Source organism: Thermoflexus sp. (assembly GCF_025055495.1).
Lineage (GTDB): Bacteria > Chloroflexota > Anaerolineae > Thermoflexales > Thermoflexaceae > Thermoflexus.
Window position 1 is genome coordinate 1 of record NZ_JANWXB010000074.1, and the last position, 18,880, is coordinate 18,880.

The window sequence follows — 18,880 nt, forward strand, 5'->3', positions numbered from 1 at the left end:
CGCCATAGCCACCAGGATTTTCATCTAAAGGCACTGCAGAGGCTATTATAGTGCTTCGTACATTTTTCTTTTGGGGGTTTTGGGGGGGGGTGCGGGGGCCCAAGGCCCCCGGCACCGCCCCCGAAAGATTTTTTCTCCCCCCTCCCCACGGCCCAGCGGGCCGGGGGGAGGGGGGAGAAAGGGAGGAGGGGCCATATGATGCTTTCTTGCAGATTTCCTCGCTCTCTACGCGATTCCGTTGAGTGGGCGCCACAGAAAACCCCAGAGAACCCAAGCTCTTTTCCAAGCCGGGCCGAAAGCTTGCGGTTCCAAGAATCCTGCCGGGAGAATTGAGCTTCCAACCCTCCGTCGATCCATCAGGAGGCGCCTATGGACCTGGACGCGCTGCGCACGCCGACCCGCTTTCTTCAATCGCTGGGCCTCTCCCTCCCTCCAGAGCTGGAACTGCAGGAGCTGGAGAGCTGGTGGGAAGCCGAAGGGAACGCCATTTCGATGATGATTGACCGCTTAGGGACGCCGTGGCTCCGTGCCTTCGATCGCTTCGGCCGCCGCGTGGATGAGATCCTCTATCCTCCCGATTACCGCCGGATGCTGCTCCAGGGCTATCGTGCCGGCGCCGTCTGGCACGCCTTCGAAGGCGCAGGGCTTCCCACCGCTTTCCTCGTCGGCTACCTCACCGCCTTCTACGACGCCGGCCTTTACTGTCCCTACACGGTCTCCCTGGCCACCGCCCTGGCCCTGCACAAATATGGGGATGCAGAATTACAGGCTCGGTTCCTTCCCCCGCTTCTCCGACGGGATGGGGAGGTCTGGCAGGGGGCCACCTGGATGACCGAAGCGGGAGGTGGGTCGGATCTCGGGGCCACGGTGGAGACCGTCGCTCGTCCTGAAGGTTCCCGATGGCGGCTGACCGGAGAGAAATACTTCGCCAGCAACGTGGGGGCGGAGCTGGCCCTGGTGGCCGCCCGTCCCGAAGGTGCCCCTCGCACGGTTCGAGGGCTTGCGCTGTTCCTGCTCCCCCGGTATCGGGAGGACGGGGGTCTGAATTACACCATCCGGCGCCTCAAAGACAAGATCGGCACCCGCGCGGTGCCCACCGGTGAAGTGGAGCTCCGTCACAGCGAGGCGTATCTTCTGGGTCGTCCGGAGGATGGGATCTATCTCATCCTGGAAGCGCTCAACGTCTCGCGGGTGTCCAACAGCATCGGCAGCGTGGCCCTGATGCAGCGCGCAATGGCGGAGGCCTTCGCCTTCGCCGAGCGCCGGATTGCCTTCGGCCGCCCCATCCTGCAGCACCCCTTGCTGCGCCGCCAGTTCGAGGAGCGCCTCCAGACCCTGCAGGCGGCCTTCGCCCTGGCCTGGACCACCGTCCACATGCTGGACGCCGTTCGAAAGGAGCAGCCGCCTTATTCCCCGCGCTATCATTTGTTCCGCCTGCTGACCCATCTGGCCAAATACTGGACCGCAGAGCAGGCGGTGCAGACGGCGAAATGGGCGATGGAGGTGCACGGCGGGATAGGCGTGCTGGGGGAGTATCCGGTGGAGCGCTGGCTGCGGGAGGCGATGATCCTGCCTATTTGGGAGGGCACCCCCCACCGCCAGATCCTGGACGGCCTGGAGGCCATGGCCCGCAAAGGAGCCCATCACCTTCTGATGGAATTCCTGTTCCCCGAAGCGGATCCCCGGGTGCTGGAAGAGATGAGGGAACGGGTGGAAGCGCATCTGCGCCGGACGCCGGAGGAACAGGAAGCTGAGGCGGAGCCTCTGTTCCGGGATCTGGCCCGATTCGCCGCGGAGACCTTGATCCGACGATATCTTCGCGCCGACTAAAGTCGTCCTCCTTTGGCCTTCGGCCACCGGCCGGCCTTCGCCGGCCCAGGCGCGCGTCAGCGAAGGCCGACGCCCGGCAGGCCGATTTCCAATCGGCTCATATGTGCCGACTAAAGTCGTCCTCGTTGGGCCTTCGGCCATCGGCCGGCCTTCGCCGGCCGATGGCCACATGGGTAAAGGTCGCCGTTTGGCAGGCCAATTTCCAATAGGCACAAGCAACATGGCCTGCTCATAAACTCTGATCCTCTATCATATCCTTCAATTATCCTTCAATCAGGAGAGCACGATATGCATCGTGATACCCTCGCAATCTACATTCACCTGATCTGGGCTACATGGGATCGCCTGCCATTGATCACGCCGGAGATTGAACGACCCCTCCATCGAGTCATCGCCAGTGAGGCCCAGAAGATGGGTTGCACCCTTCTGGCTCTGAATAGCGTCCCTGACCATCTGCATCTTCTTGTCCGCATCCCCAGCACGGTTTCCATCGCCAAGCTAGTCAAACAATTGAAAGGTGTTTCTTCTCGTTTTGTTAATGAAGTCCTGAAGCCGGACCCGCCCTTTAAGTGGCAGGGATTCTATGGTGCCTTCAGTGTCAGCCGCTGGGACGTAGAGAGAATTGTGGGCTACATTCGACGGCAGAAAGAACACCACGCCGTCGGCACATTGATTCCGGAGCTGGAATCAGTTTCCGAAGAGGTGAATCCTGGATGACGATGCGCCGACTAAAGTCGTCCGCGTTGGGCCTTCGGCCGTCGGTCAGCCTTCGCTGACCCAGACCCGTGTCGGCGAAGGCCGACGTTCGGCGCCGGGCGCCACAGCAGGCCGATTTCCAATCGGCTCCTATGCGCCGACTAAAGTCGTCCGCGTTGGGCCTTCGGCCGTCGGTCAGCCTTCGCTGACCCAAGCGCGCATCGGCGAAGGCCGACGCCCGGCATCAAGCGCCCCGCAGGCCGATTTCCAATCGGCCCTACGGAAGTCGCCTTCCCCAACCTTCCTCTCTGGGCTTCAAGTATACGAACCAGCTGTCCGGGTGAAGCTGGAAGAGGAAGAGGCACCGGGGATGGTCCCGGCGGCGAGGGGCGAGGGCGTGTCCGAGCAGGTCCGGCAGACTTTCGAGGCCGCGCTGGAACGGGTGCGCCCCATTGCCGAAGCCGTCATCCGCAAATTGCGAGGCCTTTCCGACCCGCCCGACCAGGTGGAGGTGGAATTCGGCCTGAAGATGAACGCCCAGGCAGGCGTTATTCTAACGGGAGCCGGGGCGGAAGCCCATTACAGGGTCACCTTGACCTGGAAGCAGGAAAGCAAGGCTTGAGATGAGGGACAACGGAGCCCCGCTGGCTGGTGTGCCCGTTTGGGATCTGGCACGAGTCAAAGCAAAGCGTTCGTTTGGAGTGTTTCCAAGAGGGAATAGACGTAGACATGCACGACTACAAAGTTGCTCCTGACGCCCGCTGTCGGAGCCGGGCACAAGGCCCGCCGTGTGAGCCCGTCCGAGGGCGCGCCTCCCCCCAGGCCGGTGCGGTCCGCCATCTGGTTCCCATATAAAATGGAAGGGGGTGTCCGGATTCAACGAAGATCAGCGCCAGAGGAACGGATAGACCCCATCAGTTGCGTAATTCGCAAGGAGGGGCTCGCCTGGGGCTGGGAAGGCCGCCTTCGGCGGCCTTCCCAGCCCCAAACCTTCTCCTTCTCTCCCTTCCCAGGCCCAAAGGGCCGTGGGAAGGGGGAGAAGGGGGTGGGCGGACCCTCCGCCGAATTGTGTAACGAGTTTAGTTATGGATAAAGGCCCGAGATTACGAAGAGGAACAAGCAAGGATGGTCTGGAAGCGTTCCCAATGGGCACGAGGTGATAACCGGAGGACAGCATGCCGGCGGTGTGGATTGTCGACCCGGCCGGTCAGCGAGGCCATTGGCGTGTGCCTGCACTGCCTCCGCACGCGCCCGGAGGAGGCCCTCCCCATCGCCCAAGAAGCCCACCGCCGCGCCCGGGAGGCCTTCGGTATGCCAGCCGTCGCCCCCCGGACGCCCGGAGGGATCCGCTGTGGGCTGTGCGCCTGGGACTGCACCCTGGGGGAAGGGGAGCGCGGTTATTGCGGCCTCCGGATGGCGCAAAAGGGCCGGCTGGTCCACTTGGCGGGCACCCCCGAAAAGGGCCTTTTGCAATGGTATCGGGATCCTCTGCCGACCAACTGCGTGGCGGACTGGGTGTGCGAAGGGCACCACCGGCGCGGCGATCACAACCTGGCCGTGTTCTACGGTTCATGCACCTTCCACTGCCTGTTTTGCCAGAACTGGCACTTCCGGGAGCTCTCCCCGCAGGCGGGGCCGTTGCTCTCCGCCCAGGAGCTGGCCAATGTGGCCAACCCACACACCTTCTGCGTATGTTTCTTCGGCGGCGATCCCTCTTCCCAGATGCCGCATGCGCTGGCGGCCGGCCGGCTCCTGGCCCGGAAAGGGGTTCGGGTCTGCTGGGAAACCAACGGGATGATGCATCCCAAACTGCTCGACCACGCCGTCCAGCTCTCCCTGGAGACCGGCGGCTGTATCAAGTTCGACCTGAAGGCGTTCGACGAAAACCTGCACATTGCCCTCACTGGCGCGAGCAACCGCCGCACCCTAGAGAACTTCCAGCGGGCCGCCGCCCGCATTCCGGAACGCCCTCAGCCTCCCCTGGTGGTCGCCAGCACCCTCCTGATCCCAGGATACGTGGATGCCGAGGAAGTGCATCGAATCGCCCGGTTCATCGCCGCCATTGATCCAGAGATCCCTTACACGCTGCTCGCCTTCGCCCCCCATTTTCTGATGGCCGACCTCCCCTGCACTTCCTCTACCCACGCCCAGGAGGCCGTTGAAGCCGCTCGAGCTGCGGGGCTGAGTCGCATCCGGGTCGGAAACGTCTTCCTCCTGGATATGCCGGTTCCCTTCTAAATACGGCGGCCCTGGAGGACCGCCTGCAATCCCCATTGATAGCAGGACACGAAGCGGAGCGCCCCTCCGGATCGTTTCCGAAAAGGATGAGCCCTTGCGCGCCCTCCCCGCTCAATCGGCCCCCAACCGCGTAACTCCTCACTCGTTCTTTGACAAAAAGGCCTGGGCGTGACAGAATAAGGGCACATTGCGCGGCGGCCATCGCAATCCTCCTGGCCCTTCGCTCCCGCTTCCCCAATGAGCAGATCGCCTTTTCCGCGATGAATTCGGGGAAAGGAGTTACTCCATGGACGATCGGATCGTCCAGTTCATTCGGGCTCTCCGGGCAACGGGTATACGAGTCTCCGTCGCGGAGTCGACGGATGCCCTCCGGGCGGTGGAACAGGTCGGGGTGATGGACCGGGAGACCTTCAAAGCGGCCCTTCGCACGGCGCTGGTGAAAGAAGCCAGGGCCATTCCTATTTTTGAGGAGTTGTTCCCGCTTTTCTTCGGCCTCGGCGAACCTCCCATGATGCCTGCTATGAGCGGCCTCTCGCCTCAGGACCAGCGCCGTCTCCAGGCTGCCCTGCAGGCCCTGGCCCAGCAATTCGGTCCGCAACGAATGGCGCTGATGCGTCGGCTGTTAGAGGGACGGCCTCTCACCCGAGAGGAGCTGGAGGCCATCGCCCGCCATGCGGGGAGCCGCCGGGTCCAGGAATGGATGGATCGAACCGCTCTCGCACGCTGGATGCAACGGAGTGTGGGGCTGGATGACCGCCTGGAAGAGATGATCCGCGCGCTGCTTCAGATGCTGGCCGAAGCCGGAATGGACGCCAAAACCCTCCAGCAGCTGGAAGAACAGATCCGCGCGAACCGGGCGGCGCTGGCCCGCCAGATCCAGCAGGCGGCCGGGATGGCGACCCTGGAGCGACTGGCGGAGCGTCCGCCGGAGCCCAGCGAGGCCGAGCTGATGGAACGCCCCTTCCACGCCCTTACGCCGGCCGATCTCCAGCGCATGCGCCAGATGGTGGCCCGCCTGGCCGCCCGTCTGCGCACTCGGGCCGCCCTGCGCCTGAAGCGAGGCGATGGCCGCCGCCTGGACACGAAAACCACCCTCCGGGTCAACCTGCGCCATGCAGGTGTTCCCTTCGATCTCCGCTTCCGTCGCCGCCACCTCAAGCCCCGCCTCGTCGTCCTGTGCGATCTCAGCACCTCGGTGCGCCACTGCTCGGAGTTCTTCCTGCACCTGATCTACCTGCTCCAGGATCAGATCAGCCGCACCCGCAGCTTCGTTTATATCGACGATGTGGCGGAGATCACTTCGATCTTCGCAGAGCGTCGGCCCGATGAGGCGGTTCGCCAAGTGCTGCTGGAGAACCCTCCGGGGTATTACAACACCGATCTGGGGAACAGCCTGGCCACTTTCTGTCAGAATTACCTGGACGCCATCGATCGGCGCACCACCGTGATCGTGGTGGGAGATGGGCGGAACAACTATAACGATCCGCGGCTGGATTGCTTCGAGGCCATCCGGCGCCGGGCGAAACGGATCCTCTGGCTCAATCCGGAGCCCCGTCCGCTCTGGGGCACCGGCGATAGCGACCTGCCCCTCTATGCTCCCCTCTGCGCCGCGGTCCACCAAGTTCAGAACCTGGCCGAGCTGGCCGAGGCCATCGATCGCCTGTTTGAACGAGGCGGAGTTTAGATCCCGGTGACCAGCGAGGTGAGGGTGCGCTCCACTCCCTCGATCGTTTGGATCTTCTCGGTGATCACACGGCCTAAGGTTTGCAAATCCGTGGCCTCCACCAGGGCGATCACATCATAAGGGCCGGTGACCACTACCGCAGACCGGACCTCGGGAAGTTTGCGCAACGCTTCAGCGACGGCGCTGGGCTTGCCCATCGCGGCCTGGATGAACACATAAGCCTGGACCATGGTCGCCTCCTGGAGAATACGGATCCCCTCAAAGCCCCGAAAGCCACACCTCGGCGGTCCCCACCACCGTCAGCCAAGCGTCTTCGACGAGCAGGACCCGGAAGGTGACGTTGAGATAAACCAGCGGATGAACCTGACCGGTCCAGAGGATGGAATCCCCCACGTTGCGATACGGATATCCGGGGAGGCCCTCCAGACGGGCCCGCCCTTCCTCCTTCCCAACGAAAACCACAGTGGTGCCTGGGATCACCCCTCCTTTGGGAACGCGATACGTGACCGGCGCCGTGAAGCGGGCTGCAGCCTTGGAGGGAAGCGGAACTACACGGGGTTGAGCTTCCCGGAGCTCTACCCGTATCGTCCCGATAGCGTGGAGGGCTCGCTCATCGTAAGCGTAGACCCGAAGGACATAACGCAGGTTCAGCGTGGGGTGAGGACGGGCTTCGGCCTCAACGGAATCTCCAGCCAGCCGAACGACCTCTTGTCCATCGATGCGGACGCGGGCCCCCTGAGGCCCTACCCCGAGATAACGAACCTCCGTCCCGGGCAACGCCTGGCCCGCCTCCAGGTCTATCCGATAGGGCCCTTCATAGGTTAAGGGCCCCGAGCCCTCCGGTTTCAGAGCGCATGCCACCAGCCCAACGACCAGGGCAAGGACCAGACAGTGGATCGTGGATTTCATCACCCCAGCTCCTGAAAACCATCCTTTCCCCTTGGCCCTGCGGGCTATGGGAGGGAAAGGGCATTCGTGGGAGGCGTATGCGATGCCATCGCATGTCCTCCCCTTCACCGTCGATACCGCTCATAAAGCATCAGCAGGGCTCGAGCGAGCTTCTCCGGGTCATGGCGCCAGGGGGTTCGTTCATCGATCACGTCCATCGCCACCACCGTGTAGGGAGAGATCGGTTGCCCATCCCAGCGCACCAGCTCGCCGACCTCCTCCGGGATCTCTTTCCATGCGACATCAGTGCGACTGTTCACCAGGACGAGATCAAACAGGCCGGACCCTACATGGCGTTCGATGGCCCGCACATGCTCGGCCACGCCATAGCCTTCAGTCTCCCCCATCTGGGTAGCCACGTTGCACACATACACTTTCAGGGCCCGACTGGCGCGGATCGCTGGAACGATCCCTTCCACCAGCAAATTCGGCAGCACACTGGTGTAAAGGCTCCCCGGGCCCAGGACGATCAGATCTGCCTCCAGGAGGGCCCGGATGGTCTCCGGGTAGGCTCGGGCATGCTCGGGGATCAGCCATACTCGCTCGATGCGGCCCCGGACCTCCGGGATCGCGGATTCCCCATCGACCCGATGAATCCGCCCTTCGGCATCCCGGATCTCCGCCGCCAGCACAACGTGTTCCACCGTGCATGGTAACACCCGGCCGCGGACCGCCAGGACGCGGCTGGATTCCGCGACCGCCCGCTCGAAGCTGCCCGTGATCTCGGCCATGGCGGCGATGAAAAGATTCCCGAACGCATGGCCGTTGAGGCCGGTTCCCCGCCCAAACCGATACTGGAAGAGGGCGGTCATGAGAGGCTCCGCCTCGGCCAGGGCAGCCAAGCAGTTGCGGAAATCCCCAGGCGGCAGCAGTCCCATCTCGCGCCGCAAACGGCCGGAACTGCCCCCATCATCGGCCACCGTGACGACCGCCGTCAGTCGGACGCTCATCCCCTTCAATCCACGCAACAGGGTCGACTGGCCGGTGCCGCCCCCGATGACCACGATGCGTGGCCCCCGTTCTCGTTGCCGATGGCGACGCAGGATCTCCGCCACATCCCGCCCCGGTTGCACGAAGGGAGAAAGCAGAGTGCGGTTCAATCGCACCAAGGCGAATCCAGCAGTGGCGAGGCCCAGTAGCCCGAATAGGGCCGCTCGGCCCAGTCGGGGGATAAACTGCAGGGTCAGATAATAGAAGATCGGCGGCAACGGCTGTTCTCGATAGATGGTGACCAGCACATAGGCCAGAGCAAGAGCCAGTTCCGTAATTCCCACCAGCAGTAAGAGCAACCATCGCTTGACCCCCAGCCCGGGGGCCAGCCAGTAACGCAGCGATCGAACGACCGATTCCCATACCGGGCAAGCCTTTCCTCTTGGAGTCATTTCCCTCTCCCCTCTCTCCCCGGTCCTGAAGCGCTCCATCCGTCAGGAACTCAGCGCTCGGTTGCCATCTAAACAATCCCTGCTGGGGATTCGGGACTTGCCCCGCCACCCCCAACCCCTCCTCCCTCCCCACGGCCCAGAAGGTCGTGAGGAGAGGGGAGAACCCATCTTTCGGGGTCTGAGCGGGGGCCAAAGGCCCCCCACCCAGACCCCGAAACCCCTAAATCCAAATCAAAAGCACTAAATATCATAACTCAACTTTGCCGGATCCGGACGCGTGGTCGATTTCTCTTCACCTCGCCACCGCCCCGGATCGTTGCGAGCTTTCCCCCCCTGTCTTAGACTGAGAAAGGGAGCAGCCGGCTCCTGTATCCTTCCTTGTGAGGCGATACGCTCGATGGAGACAGCCTGGTATGAGACGGAGTGGACGCCCACCACGCTGGATCGGCTGGCGGCGGCGTTGCGAGGGCTCTTTGTAATCACCGAGGCCCGCGTGCTGTATCCGCCCGATCAGGTGATCGCGTTCGAAGGATATCTGCAGATGGATCCCGAATCGGCCTTTGAGATCCTGCGCCCACGCTTCGAGGCCCTGGGCTACACCCCGATCCTGCGACGCCACGGGCAAACCGACCAGATCATCGCCCAGGCCGGGGTCGCCCGGCCGGCCCGCGCTCAACCCTGGGTGAACCTCGTTCTGTTCCTGGCCACCGTGGTCACCACGATATGGGCAGGAGCCATGTATGGCAGTGAGGGCCCTCTCAACCTGGGGCAGGGGATCGCCTTCGCGGCCGCGCTGCTGCTCATCCTAGGCGTTCACGAAATGGGACACTATGTTGCTGCCCGTCTGCATCGTAGCGAGGTGACGCTGCCCTACTTCATCCCAGTGCCTCCTTTGATCGGAATGCTGGGGACCTTTGGGGCTTTTATCCAGATCCGATCCCCGATCCGCAATCGAAAGGCCCTCTTTGATATCGGCGTGGCGGGTCCCCTCGCCGGGCTGGCGGTGGCCTTACCGATCCTGATCTACGGACTCATGACCTCCCCGGTGGTCCCCCTCCGAGGCACCGTCGCGCTGGAAGGGAACTCCATCCTTTACTGGAGCTTGAAACTTCTGATTTTCGGCCGTCCCCTGCCCGGGGATGGCTACGATGTGCAGCTGAACGTCCTGGCATGGGCCGGCTGGATCGGACTGCTGGTGACGGGCTTCAACCTGTTGCCCCTGGGGCAGTTGGATGGCGGGCATATTATGTATGCGATGCTGGGCCGAACGGCCTGGCGCGTTTCGGAGATCGGCGTGTTCGCCCTGCTGGTGTTGGGCCTTCGCTGGCCCGGATGGTTCCTCTGGGCGTTCATGCCGATGCTCACCGGGCTGCGCCATCCGCCGCCGCTGAACGACATCACCCCTCTGGATCCACTCCGCCAGGCGATCGGATGGCTAACTTGGGTTCTGTTCCTGTTGATCTTCGTCCCTGTCCCGTTCTCAGTGGTGGAGTTTCCATGAAGGGGAACTCGGGGGCATGCCCTCATGAACGAGGGGAGCGCCTACCTGGTAAGGGATAAGCTCTTTCGCTCCCCTCCACCTCTCCTCTCCCTCCACGGCCCAAAAGGGCCGTGGAGAGTTGACGCATATCTACTGGTTTGTCCAGTCATAAACTGGGGATCTGAGGAACCGAAGCCCGTCCGGAAGACCATAGCCCCTCCCCTCTCTCTTCCCCCTCCCCACGGCCCTCTGGACCCTGGGGAGGGGGAAGAAAAAATCTTTCGGAGGCGGTGCGGGGTTCCAAAAGCACCCCGCATCGCCTCCGAAAACCCCTAAATGAAAAATGGACAAAGCACTATTGCTTTCTCCACCCTCGATTGGGGGTTTTCGAAGGCAGGACGAAGGACCTGTGGCTCCCACTCTGCCCTCGAAAATGGTTCTTCTCCCCCTTCATAGCCCTCCAGGTGGGGGAAAGAAGTTTGGGATCCTAGAGAGTGCGCTGAAGGAGTGCCCTCCGGGACCCCCTATACCTGGTCACTGTTGATTTTTGCGCTGGGGGTGCTGGGTGACCCGAATCCGGCGATGGTTGATGAAGCTCGTGCTGGCCAGTTTGCTGGGAAGCGGACTGGGCGCGGGGGCCCTTGCGTTCTGGATCGGCCCGCTCCCGGATCCCACGGATCTGAGACGGCCAGCCCTCCTCCCCAGCGTCCGCATCCTGGATCGCCACGGCCGGCTGCTCTATGAGATCGCCCATCCCCACCAGGGGCGCCACGCCTGGATCCCGCTTCATCGGATCCCTCGCTCCTGCATTGCCGCCACGTTGGCCACCGAGGATGTCCGTTTCTATGAGCACCCCGGCGTGGATCCGATCGCAATCCTGCGGGCATTATGGACCAACCTGAGGGGAGAACCGACCATATCCGGAGCCAGCACCATCCCACAACAGATCGCCCGATCGCTGCTCCTGAGCCCGGATGAACGAACTGCGCGCACCCTTCGTCGGAAGGCGCGGGAGGCGATCCTGGCGCTGATGCTGAGCCAGCGGTATAGGAAAGACGAACTGCTGGAGATTTACCTGAACACCGTTTTTTATGGTCACTTCGCCTATGGGCTGGAGGCCGCTGCCCTGACCTATTTTGGCAAGCACGCGACGGAGCTGGATCTGGCGGAATGCGCACTGCTGGCGGGCCTCCCACAGTCACCGGGCCGCTATGATCCTCTCACGAACCCTCAGGCCGCCGAGAAGCGCCGTCGGCAGGTGCTCCGTCTGATGGTCCGGCATGGATTTCTTTCCCATGAAGAAGCTGAAATGGCGGCCGCCGAAGGATTGCGCTTCGCCAGCGTGCCGTTCCCGATTCACGCACCCCACTTCGTGATGGCCGTCCGCGAGGCCCTGGCGGCACAGTTCGGGGAAGAAGCGATGTTCGAGGAAGGCTTGGTGGTCACCACCACCCTGGATCTGGCCTGGAATGAGACCATCACGGAGATCCTCCGCGCTCGCCTCGAGGAAATCAACCGCCCTCGGCCAGACCGCCCGGGCGCCGGCGCGCGCAACGGAGCCGTGGTGGTGATCCATCCCCACACCGGAGAGATCCTGGCGTGGGTGGGAAGCCCTGACTATTTCAACGCTGCCATCCAGGGCGCTGTGGATGGGGTTCGCATCCCTCGCCAGCCGGGCTCTGCCCTCAAGCCGTTCACCTACGCCCTCGCCTTCGACCCCCGTAGCGGCCCGCTCCTCACCCCCGCTTCGCTCCTCTGGGATCTCCCTCAGACCTTCCTCACAGCGGAAGGGGAAAGCTATCAGCCGATCAATTATGATCGACGCTACCACGGGCCGGTTTCGGCCCGCGTGGCGCTGGCCTCCTCACTGAATGTGCCGGCGGTCATTGTGTTGGAGCGGGTGGGAGTCCACCGGTTGGTGGAGCTACTGGATCAGCTGGGCGTTCAGCTTCCAGGACCCCCCATCCGGTATGGGCTGGCCCTGACCCTGGGCGGCGGCGAGGTGCGGCTGATCGATCTCACCGCCGCTTACGCCGCCCTGGCGAACGGCGGTCGCCGCGTCACCCCCACTCTGATCCGGGAGGTCCGCGACCGCCGGGGGCAACTCCGATACGCCCCATTGTCGGAACCCGGCCCTCAGGTCCTGGACCCGCGGGTGGTTTTCCTCATCACCGATATCCTCAAAGACCCCAACGCCCGGGCCTTAGGATTCGGATCCTGGAGCCCTCTGAACCTATCCCGGCCAGCGGCCGTGAAAACAGGCACCAGCAGCGATTGGCGAGACAACTGGACCATCGGCTACACACCGGATTGGGTGGTAGGGGTATGGATCGGGAATGTGGATCAGACGCCTCTGCGGGAGATCTCCGGGGTAAGCGGTGCCGCGCCCATCTGGCGCGCGGTGATGGAGCTCCTCCATCGGGGGCAGCCGGCGCGGGATTTCCCGATTCCGGAAGGCGTGCACCGGATGACCGTCTGCGCGCTATCCGGGAAACGGCCCACCCCGGATTGCCCGCAGACCCGAGAGGAATGGTTCATCCAGGGCACCGAGCCGCAGATGCCCGACGACCTGTATCGACGGCTGCGGATCAACCGGCGGACCGGAGAATTGGCGGGGCCGGAGACATTGCCGGAGGAGGTGGAAGAGCGGGTGTTCATCATGTGGCCGCCATCAGCCTGGAAGTGGGCACAGGAAAACGGCTTCCTGTTACCTCCCCTGGAGGCCTATGAGGGGGCCATCGGAATGGGCGCCCTGCGATGGGTCTCCCCCGCCACCGGAGTGGTTTATCGACGCGTCCTTCACCTGGCTCCGGAGGCGCAACAGCTTCTGGTGGAGCTCCACTGGGTGGGTCCGGGTCTACCTCGGTGGGTGAGGGTGGAGATCGACGGGGAACCCTGGATGGAATGGACCCGACCGCCCTATCGAGCGTGGTGGCCCCTGAGGCCAGGAACCCATCGATTCGCCGCGTTTGCTCAAGATGCGGAGGGATCCATCATCCAGGCACCGCCGCTTCCGATCGAGGTCCGTTGAGTTGAGGTAGGGGCAACCCCCTGTGGTTGCCCCGTACGGGCACCCCCGTGGTCGCTCCACATGAGGGCAGGCACAGGGGGTGCCCTTACGAAAGGCGCGGCGCGTCGTATCGTTTTGTAGGGGCAACCCCTTATGGTTGCCCTACATGGACGCCCCCCGTGGTCACCCCTATTCGCCCTGATCGGGGCCTGCGCGGTCCTCCATCCGCTGAAGCGCCTGCTGCAACCGATGCTCACGCAAGCTCAACGTGAGCTCCCCCCGGGTTCGCTCCAGCGTCCCCCGCACCACATCCGTTGCCCGGCGCAGATTCCCGGTGATGGCATCCGGATAGTCCATCGTGATCAGGACCTCGTAAATTTCATCCATCGCCTGTAACAACCGCTCTGCCTCCTCAAAGCGATCGGTCCGGATCAGATCCAGGATCCGGCGACGGAGCTCGGTGGCCGCTTCCGCTAAGCCGTTGAGGTAAGCTGCCTCCGTCACGTTCAATTCGCGCGGCCCGGGCAAGGGACCAGCGGTCACGACCGCGTAAACGATGGAAGCCTCCACCCATTCTTTCAGGGCATCCTGGGTGTAACCCGCATAAAGCAGCTCAGGGAATGGAGCCAGATCCGTCTGCAGGACAAAGGCAGCTTTCTGCGCCTCCTCCAAGAGATGCTTTCCCGCCACGTAATCCTCTCGATGGACGGCGCGGATCGATAAAGCGCACAGGCGGGTCAGCTCCCGGCAGCGCATCAGGGCGGTATCCCGCGCGGTGTTTTTCGCGTCCAGGCCCGAGCGGATCTCCCGAGCGATGTTTTCCAGTTCCTCCCAAGGCATAAGCGTTCTCCTTGTTTGGCGACTACCTGTCCCCTGTTCCGCAACAATCTTTGATCGCCTGCAGGACCCGTCTCAGGAACAAGCGAGGGGGCACAGCGTGATCGTGCCCCCTCCCTCCAGCGGAACTCGGCTGGCATGAGGTGCCCTTTGGGTTATCCCAAAAAGCACGTGGAATTTACTGTCCACATTTGCCGTCCTGGCAGTCTTTACCAACGCGTGCTATGAATTCGACGCTGCTTGTGCGAACGATGGCTCTCTCTCTGGGGATGAGGGGCTTCGTCGGCTCCCTCCATAAGGGCTTGCCGTATCCCTGGGAATGGAATTCACTGCACGCGTTTGCCAGGGATTCGGTGCTTCCTCCTCTCCTCTCCCCACGCCGCTTCGCGGTGCGGAAATGAACAGAGTTGGTGGGGTGGCGGTCGCCCAAGGCGCCTGCCACCTCCTCGAGGTTTCCAGGGATCAGATATCCGGATGGGTCCTTAGAAGGGGATTTCCTCCTCTTCGATAGATCCAGGCTCCTCCAGCACCGGCTCCTCTGCCTCCACCACCGAGGGGGCCTCCGCGGGCCGTGGCCCGATGAACACAATGCGATCCGCCCGCACTTCATAGACTGCCCCCGCTGTCCCATCCGAGCGTCGGAAGATCCGTGGATTGCCCGTTTGCGGATCCGGCCTCAGCCGCCCTTCCACCAGCACCGGGCGCCCCTTCTGCAGATACTGGTTCGCGATCTCCGCCTGCCGCCCGAAGACCGAGACCCGGAACCAGATGGTCTCCTCTCGCTGGTCTCCGCTGGCATCCCGATACCGGATATTGCTGGCCATCCGGAACGAAGTCACGGGCGTCCCTTCCGGCGTATAACGCATCTCGGGATCGGTCCCCAGATGGCCCGCGATGATCAGTTTGTGATACATTTCCCTTCCTCCCTCTTCCAGACTTATAGCTATGGAAGCTGTTCTGGGACAGGAACGGGCTACCTCTGGCAGCCCACCTTCATCCAGAACAGCAACCAGAGCATCCGCCGAAACGGAATGTGTAACTTCAAGCGGCGAGCCTAATCCAAGCGCCTTCGGAAGGGGAGCGAGCCAGGCCCTTGCCCCCCTAAAGATATTTTGGGGCTGGGGCGCTGCCTTCGGCGGCGCCCCAGCCCCAAACCCCACCGGAGAACGTCGTTCGCTTCCTCAGGGGGTTTCTTCTCCCCTCCCTCTATGGCCCGAAGAGCTAAGGAGAGATAGGAGACCGGAGGAGGAGGCTATTCCACCTCATCCGACTGGCCCCCCAACGATGCAACTTCTACATTCGAGGGACGAGGGAAAGCTCGCGAAGACAGCTTCCCGCGTCCACGAAACCTTCATACCTTCCTGAATGGGCCTTCAGTGCGCCATCCTGAAACAGGGCAAGTCGCATGCTTCCTATAGGAACATCGGCATCACGACATGCACAAATGAAGGATCCCCAACCGATAGAACCTTTACCGGCGACTGGGGAGTGGTCATCTCAAACGCCACCCAATCCCCCTCGATCGCTTCCAGCACATCCATCAGGAACCGCACGTTGAACGCGATCTCCAGACGGTTCCCTTCTACCAAGGCATCGATCGCCACCCGGGTCTCCCCTTTTTCCGGCGACCGGGATTGTAGCAGCACCTGGCCCGGCTGATCCCCCTCTCCCGGGATGAGGGCCAGCCGAACCGCATTCGAGGTCTCCCGCGCGAACACGCTGAGCGCTTTGCAGGCCTTCCACAAGGCTTCCCGGGAGATCTCCACACGGGTCTCCCAGCGCTTCGGGATGATGGCCTGGAAATCTGGAAACTGACCTTCGATCAGTTGGGAAAGCACTGCCGCCCGGCTGAGGCGGAAGCCCACCTGGTTCCGCCCCCGGAGCACCATCATCGATACCGGCTCGGTCTCGCCTTTCAGGATACGGCCTACCTCTTTCAGGGTGCTCGCCGGGACGATCACAGAGAAGGTAGAGCCAGGTTCTGAGGCTGCCACCGGGGCGCGCAGGACCGGCAGGGTTTTCACAGAAAGACGGTAGCCATCCGCAGCCGCAAGCGTCAGGGCCGCCGCACCCCCGGCCCCGCCTCCATGCCCCTCTTCCCAACGGATCAGCACACCGGTTAAGATCGGACGGGTCTCATCGGCCGCCGCGGCGAAGGTCACCTGGTCGATCGCCAACCGGAAATCCTCCGGATCCAGTGCGAAGCCATCTCCCTCGAGGTCGGGCAGGATCGGATACTCCTCTGGATCCAATCCTTTCATCGCCGTCTCATAGGATCCACAAACGATCTGGAGCGTCCATGTCTCCCGGTGGACCCGGAGGTGGATGGGTTCATCGGGAAGGGCGCTGATGAACTCGGCCAGAGGCTTCGCGGGGACGGTGATGCCACCGGGCTCAGAGACGAGCGCCTCTTCCCATGTTATGATAGCCAGATTTAAATCCGTGCCAGCCACCTTCAAGCGCCCAGGTTCCGCCTGGAGCAACACATGGGTTAACGTGGGAAGGGTTGCCCGCGAAGGGACCGCCCGACCGGCCACCGAGAGGGCCCGTTCGAAGGTCGATTGCGAAATGGTCACGTCCATCGAGAAGAACCTCCTGTCTAAGATGCGCTTCATCGAAGGGGGAGCAATATGCGAGCATCAACCTCGATTATATGTGAACACTGCTGATCCAGAGAGAGTCCTTAGTATGCTGGTCGAAGCCCCAGGCGTTGTGCCAGAAAAGCCGCCAACGCCTCGAGCTCCTCAAACCGGAAACACGGAACGTCGAGATCCAGGGGAAGATCGGAGACCACCGCCCAGCGCTCCCGCAACTCCTTCTGAGGCTCCAGGCCTGTTTCCTGACGGATGACCTCAATTTTGGGCGCTGCCTCGGCTTTAAATCCCTCCGCCAGCACCAGATCCAGCCCATGAAATTCCTCTAAAATCTCCGATAATGTCAGCGGACGGTTCAGCCGTCGAGATAACCAGAGCCAGTGGGGGGTGATGCCCAGGACAAGCTCTGCGCCCGCCTCTCGATGACGCCATGTATCTTTCCCAGGCTGATCCCACCGCATCTCCCCATGGGGATCATGCTTGATCGTGCCCACCCGGAATCCCCATCCATGGAAGATCCGCACCAGACCTTCCAGCACGGTGGTCTTTCCAGATCCCGAGCGCCCAACAATGCAAACCAAAGGAGGGAGCGCTGGAGACATCGGAATACCTTCCCCCCATCTCGACAGATCGGAACCATCCGCTATGCCCCTCAGGGCAGCGAGCTCGAACCGAAAGCTCTATCGCTCATCGGTTGGACAGGAACGGGACACCTATCGGCAAGGCGAGGGGCTCTACGAGTGGCCCACAAGCATCACGCCAATATCGTTCACATTCGTCCCAGTGGGCCCCGTGCGGATGAGATCGCCCAAAGCCTCGAAGAAGGCATACGCATCATTTGCGTTCAAATGACCCATCGCGTCTAAGCCCAGGAGATAGGCCCGATGGACGCTCTCGCCGTCCGCGATGGCGCCTGCGGCATCCGTTGGGCCATCGATGCCGTCGGTTCCCATAGAGGCCACCACCACCTCCGGCCATCCCTGCAGGGCGATGGCGGCCGATAGCACCAGCTCCTGATTCCGACCACCCCGCCCGCTCCCCCGCACGGTCACCGTGGTTTCCCCTCCCCATACCACACACGCAGGGCGGGGGACTGGCCGGCCGGTGGTGGCGATCTCCTTCGCGATGGCCGCGATCACCCGGGCGACCTCCCGGGCTTCCCCTTCCACAAAGGTGGAGAGCAGGAACGGGTGATACCCCAGGCGCGCCGCTTCTTCCAGGGCCGCCTGGGCGGCCAGACGATTGCTGGCCACGATCACATGGGAAACCCGATGGAAGATCTCATCGCCCGGCTTGGGGGTTTCCGGGATCCGCCCGTGAAGCCCGGCCTCCAGGCGCATGCGCACGGGAAGGGGAACGCGTTCCAGCAAGCCGTAGCGGTTTAGCACCCGCCAGGCATCATAGAAGGTAGAAGGATCTGGCGCCATCGGCCCCGAGGCGATGACCGAGAGATCATCCCCCACCACGTCGGAAAGCACCAAGGTCAGCACAGTGGCCGGGAAAGCGCAACGGGCCAGCCCTCCCCCCTTAATCCGATCCAGATGCTTGCGAACCGCATTGAGCTCGTGGATCGTCGCGCCCGCGCGCAATAACAGATCGGTCACCGCCTGGAGATCGCTTAAGCTGATGCCCTCCACCGGCCAGGTCGCTAACGCAGAGCCTCCACCGCTCAGCGCGCAGAGGATCAGGTCTTCCGCTCCGGCCTGCTCCGCCAGGGCAGCGAGGGCCTGAGCCCCTCGGACGCTGTTCTCATCGGGCACCGGATGCCCCGCCTCGATCACCACCCAGCGCTCATCGAGGGCTGCGGCCAGATGCCCGTATTTGGTCACCAGCACCCCCCGATCCAGCCGGCTGCCCAACAGCACCTGGAGGGCATAGGCCATGGGATAGGCTGCTTTGCCCAGCGCCAGCACAAACACATGGCGATAATGACTCAGATCCAGACGCCGTTCCCCCACGATCAGCTGCGTGCCTTCCCGACGGACGTGGCGCCGCACGGCCGCGCTCGGATCCACGGCCCCCAGCGCGGCATGGAGGATCCGCATTACATCCCCACGGAGATCTCGTTTCACTCCCTCTTCTAACATGGCAACGATCTCCTCATTTCGCTCCTTTCTCTATATTTTTCACTATTTTTGAGACTGGGAAAAATGCGTCGGGCGCAGTCGATCGGATCGACTG

15 protein-coding genes are annotated in these 18,880 nt (G+C 62.9%); 7 read left to right on the forward strand and 8 right to left on the reverse strand.

All coding sequences use genetic code 11. The features are described 5' to 3' along the window. Positions 1-369: 369 nt before the first annotated feature. From NZM16_RS02685 to NZM16_RS02705, 5 genes are all read left to right on the forward strand, one after another. The gene (locus NZM16_RS02685) at positions 370-1,830 is read left to right on the forward strand and encodes an acyl-CoA dehydrogenase family protein (protein WP_295449570.1); all 1,461 of its coding nucleotides are present in this window, start codon (positions 370-372) and stop codon (positions 1,828-1,830) included. A gap of 288 nt (positions 1,831-2,118) precedes the next feature. Next, positions 2,119-2,547 carry an IS200/IS605 family transposase gene (tnpA, locus tag NZM16_RS02690; protein WP_295449573.1) on the forward strand — a complete coding sequence of 143 codons (429 nt, stop codon included), beginning with the start codon at positions 2,119-2,121 and terminating at the stop codon, positions 2,545-2,547. Positions 2,548-2,866: 319 nt separating this feature from the next. Beyond that, on the forward strand, positions 2,867-3,148 hold the full coding sequence (locus NZM16_RS02695) for a CU044_2847 family protein (protein WP_295449576.1): 282 nt from the start codon (positions 2,867-2,869) through the stop codon (positions 3,146-3,148). Between the two features lie 503 nt (positions 3,149-3,651). Further along, the gene (locus NZM16_RS02700) at positions 3,652-4,764 is read left to right on the forward strand and encodes a radical SAM protein (RefSeq protein ID WP_295478358.1); all 1,113 of its coding nucleotides are present in this window, start codon (positions 3,652-3,654) and stop codon (positions 4,762-4,764) included. 286 nt (positions 4,765-5,050) lie between these two features. Continuing rightward, positions 5,051-6,448, forward strand: coding sequence for a VWA domain-containing protein (locus NZM16_RS02705; protein WP_295478361.1), 1,398 nt, complete (start codon positions 5,051-5,053; stop codon positions 6,446-6,448). Here the strand turns inward: NZM16_RS02705 and NZM16_RS02710 are convergent. The 3 genes from NZM16_RS02710 to yvcK form a co-directional block, all read right to left on the reverse strand. Beyond that, positions 6,445-6,678, reverse strand: a complete 234-nt coding sequence (locus NZM16_RS02710; protein WP_295449583.1) for an Lrp/AsnC ligand binding domain-containing protein — start codon at positions 6,676-6,678, stop codon at positions 6,445-6,447. The genes NZM16_RS02705 and NZM16_RS02710 overlap by 4 nt on opposite strands. 28 nt (positions 6,679-6,706) lie before the next feature. Continuing rightward, on the reverse strand, positions 6,707-7,357 hold the full coding sequence (locus tag NZM16_RS02715) for a hypothetical protein (RefSeq protein ID WP_295478364.1): 651 nt from the start codon (positions 7,355-7,357) through the stop codon (positions 6,707-6,709). A gap of 104 nt (positions 7,358-7,461) precedes the next feature. Continuing rightward, entirely contained in the window at positions 7,462-8,778 is a 1,317-nt protein-coding gene (yvcK, locus tag NZM16_RS02720; RefSeq protein ID WP_295449589.1) for a gluconeogenesis factor YvcK family protein, read from the reverse strand. 397 nt (positions 8,779-9,175) lie between these two features. Here yvcK and NZM16_RS02725 point away from each other — a divergent pair, with 397 nt between their 5' ends. Next, positions 9,176-10,279: a site-2 protease family protein gene (locus NZM16_RS02725; RefSeq protein ID WP_295449591.1), complete on the forward strand. Its 1,104-nt coding sequence runs from the start codon at positions 9,176-9,178 to the stop codon at positions 10,277-10,279. A gap of 544 nt (positions 10,280-10,823) precedes the next feature. Continuing rightward, positions 10,824-13,289: a penicillin-binding protein 1C gene (gene pbpC, locus NZM16_RS02730; protein WP_295449594.1), complete on the forward strand. Its 2,466-nt coding sequence runs from the start codon at positions 10,824-10,826 to the stop codon at positions 13,287-13,289. A gap of 168 nt (positions 13,290-13,457) precedes the next feature. Here the strand turns inward: pbpC and NZM16_RS02735 are convergent, their stop codons facing one another. From NZM16_RS02735 to NZM16_RS02755, 5 genes are all read right to left on the reverse strand, one after another. Then, positions 13,458-14,108 carry a hypothetical protein gene (locus tag NZM16_RS02735; protein ID WP_295478367.1) on the reverse strand — a complete coding sequence of 217 codons (651 nt, stop codon included), beginning with the start codon at positions 14,106-14,108 and terminating at the stop codon, positions 13,458-13,460. 479 nt (positions 14,109-14,587) lie between these two features. Beyond that, entirely contained in the window at positions 14,588-15,019 is a 432-nt protein-coding gene (locus NZM16_RS02740; protein WP_295449600.1) for a single-stranded DNA-binding protein, read from the reverse strand. A gap of 498 nt (positions 15,020-15,517) precedes the next feature. Continuing rightward, positions 15,518-16,687 (reverse strand): DNA polymerase III subunit beta, encoded by a 1,170-nt coding sequence (gene dnaN, locus NZM16_RS02745; protein ID WP_295449602.1) that lies wholly within the window; start codon positions 16,685-16,687, stop codon positions 15,518-15,520. Between the two features lie 101 nt (positions 16,688-16,788). Further along, positions 16,789-17,301 (reverse strand): molybdopterin-guanine dinucleotide biosynthesis protein B, encoded by a 513-nt coding sequence (gene mobB / locus NZM16_RS02750; protein ID WP_295449605.1) that lies wholly within the window; start codon positions 17,299-17,301, stop codon positions 16,789-16,791. Positions 17,302-17,433: 132 nt separating this feature from the next. Continuing rightward, positions 17,434-18,786, reverse strand: coding sequence for a glycerate kinase (locus NZM16_RS02755; RefSeq protein ID WP_295478370.1), 1,353 nt, complete (start codon positions 18,784-18,786; stop codon positions 17,434-17,436). Positions 18,787-18,880: the final 94 nt, after the last annotated feature.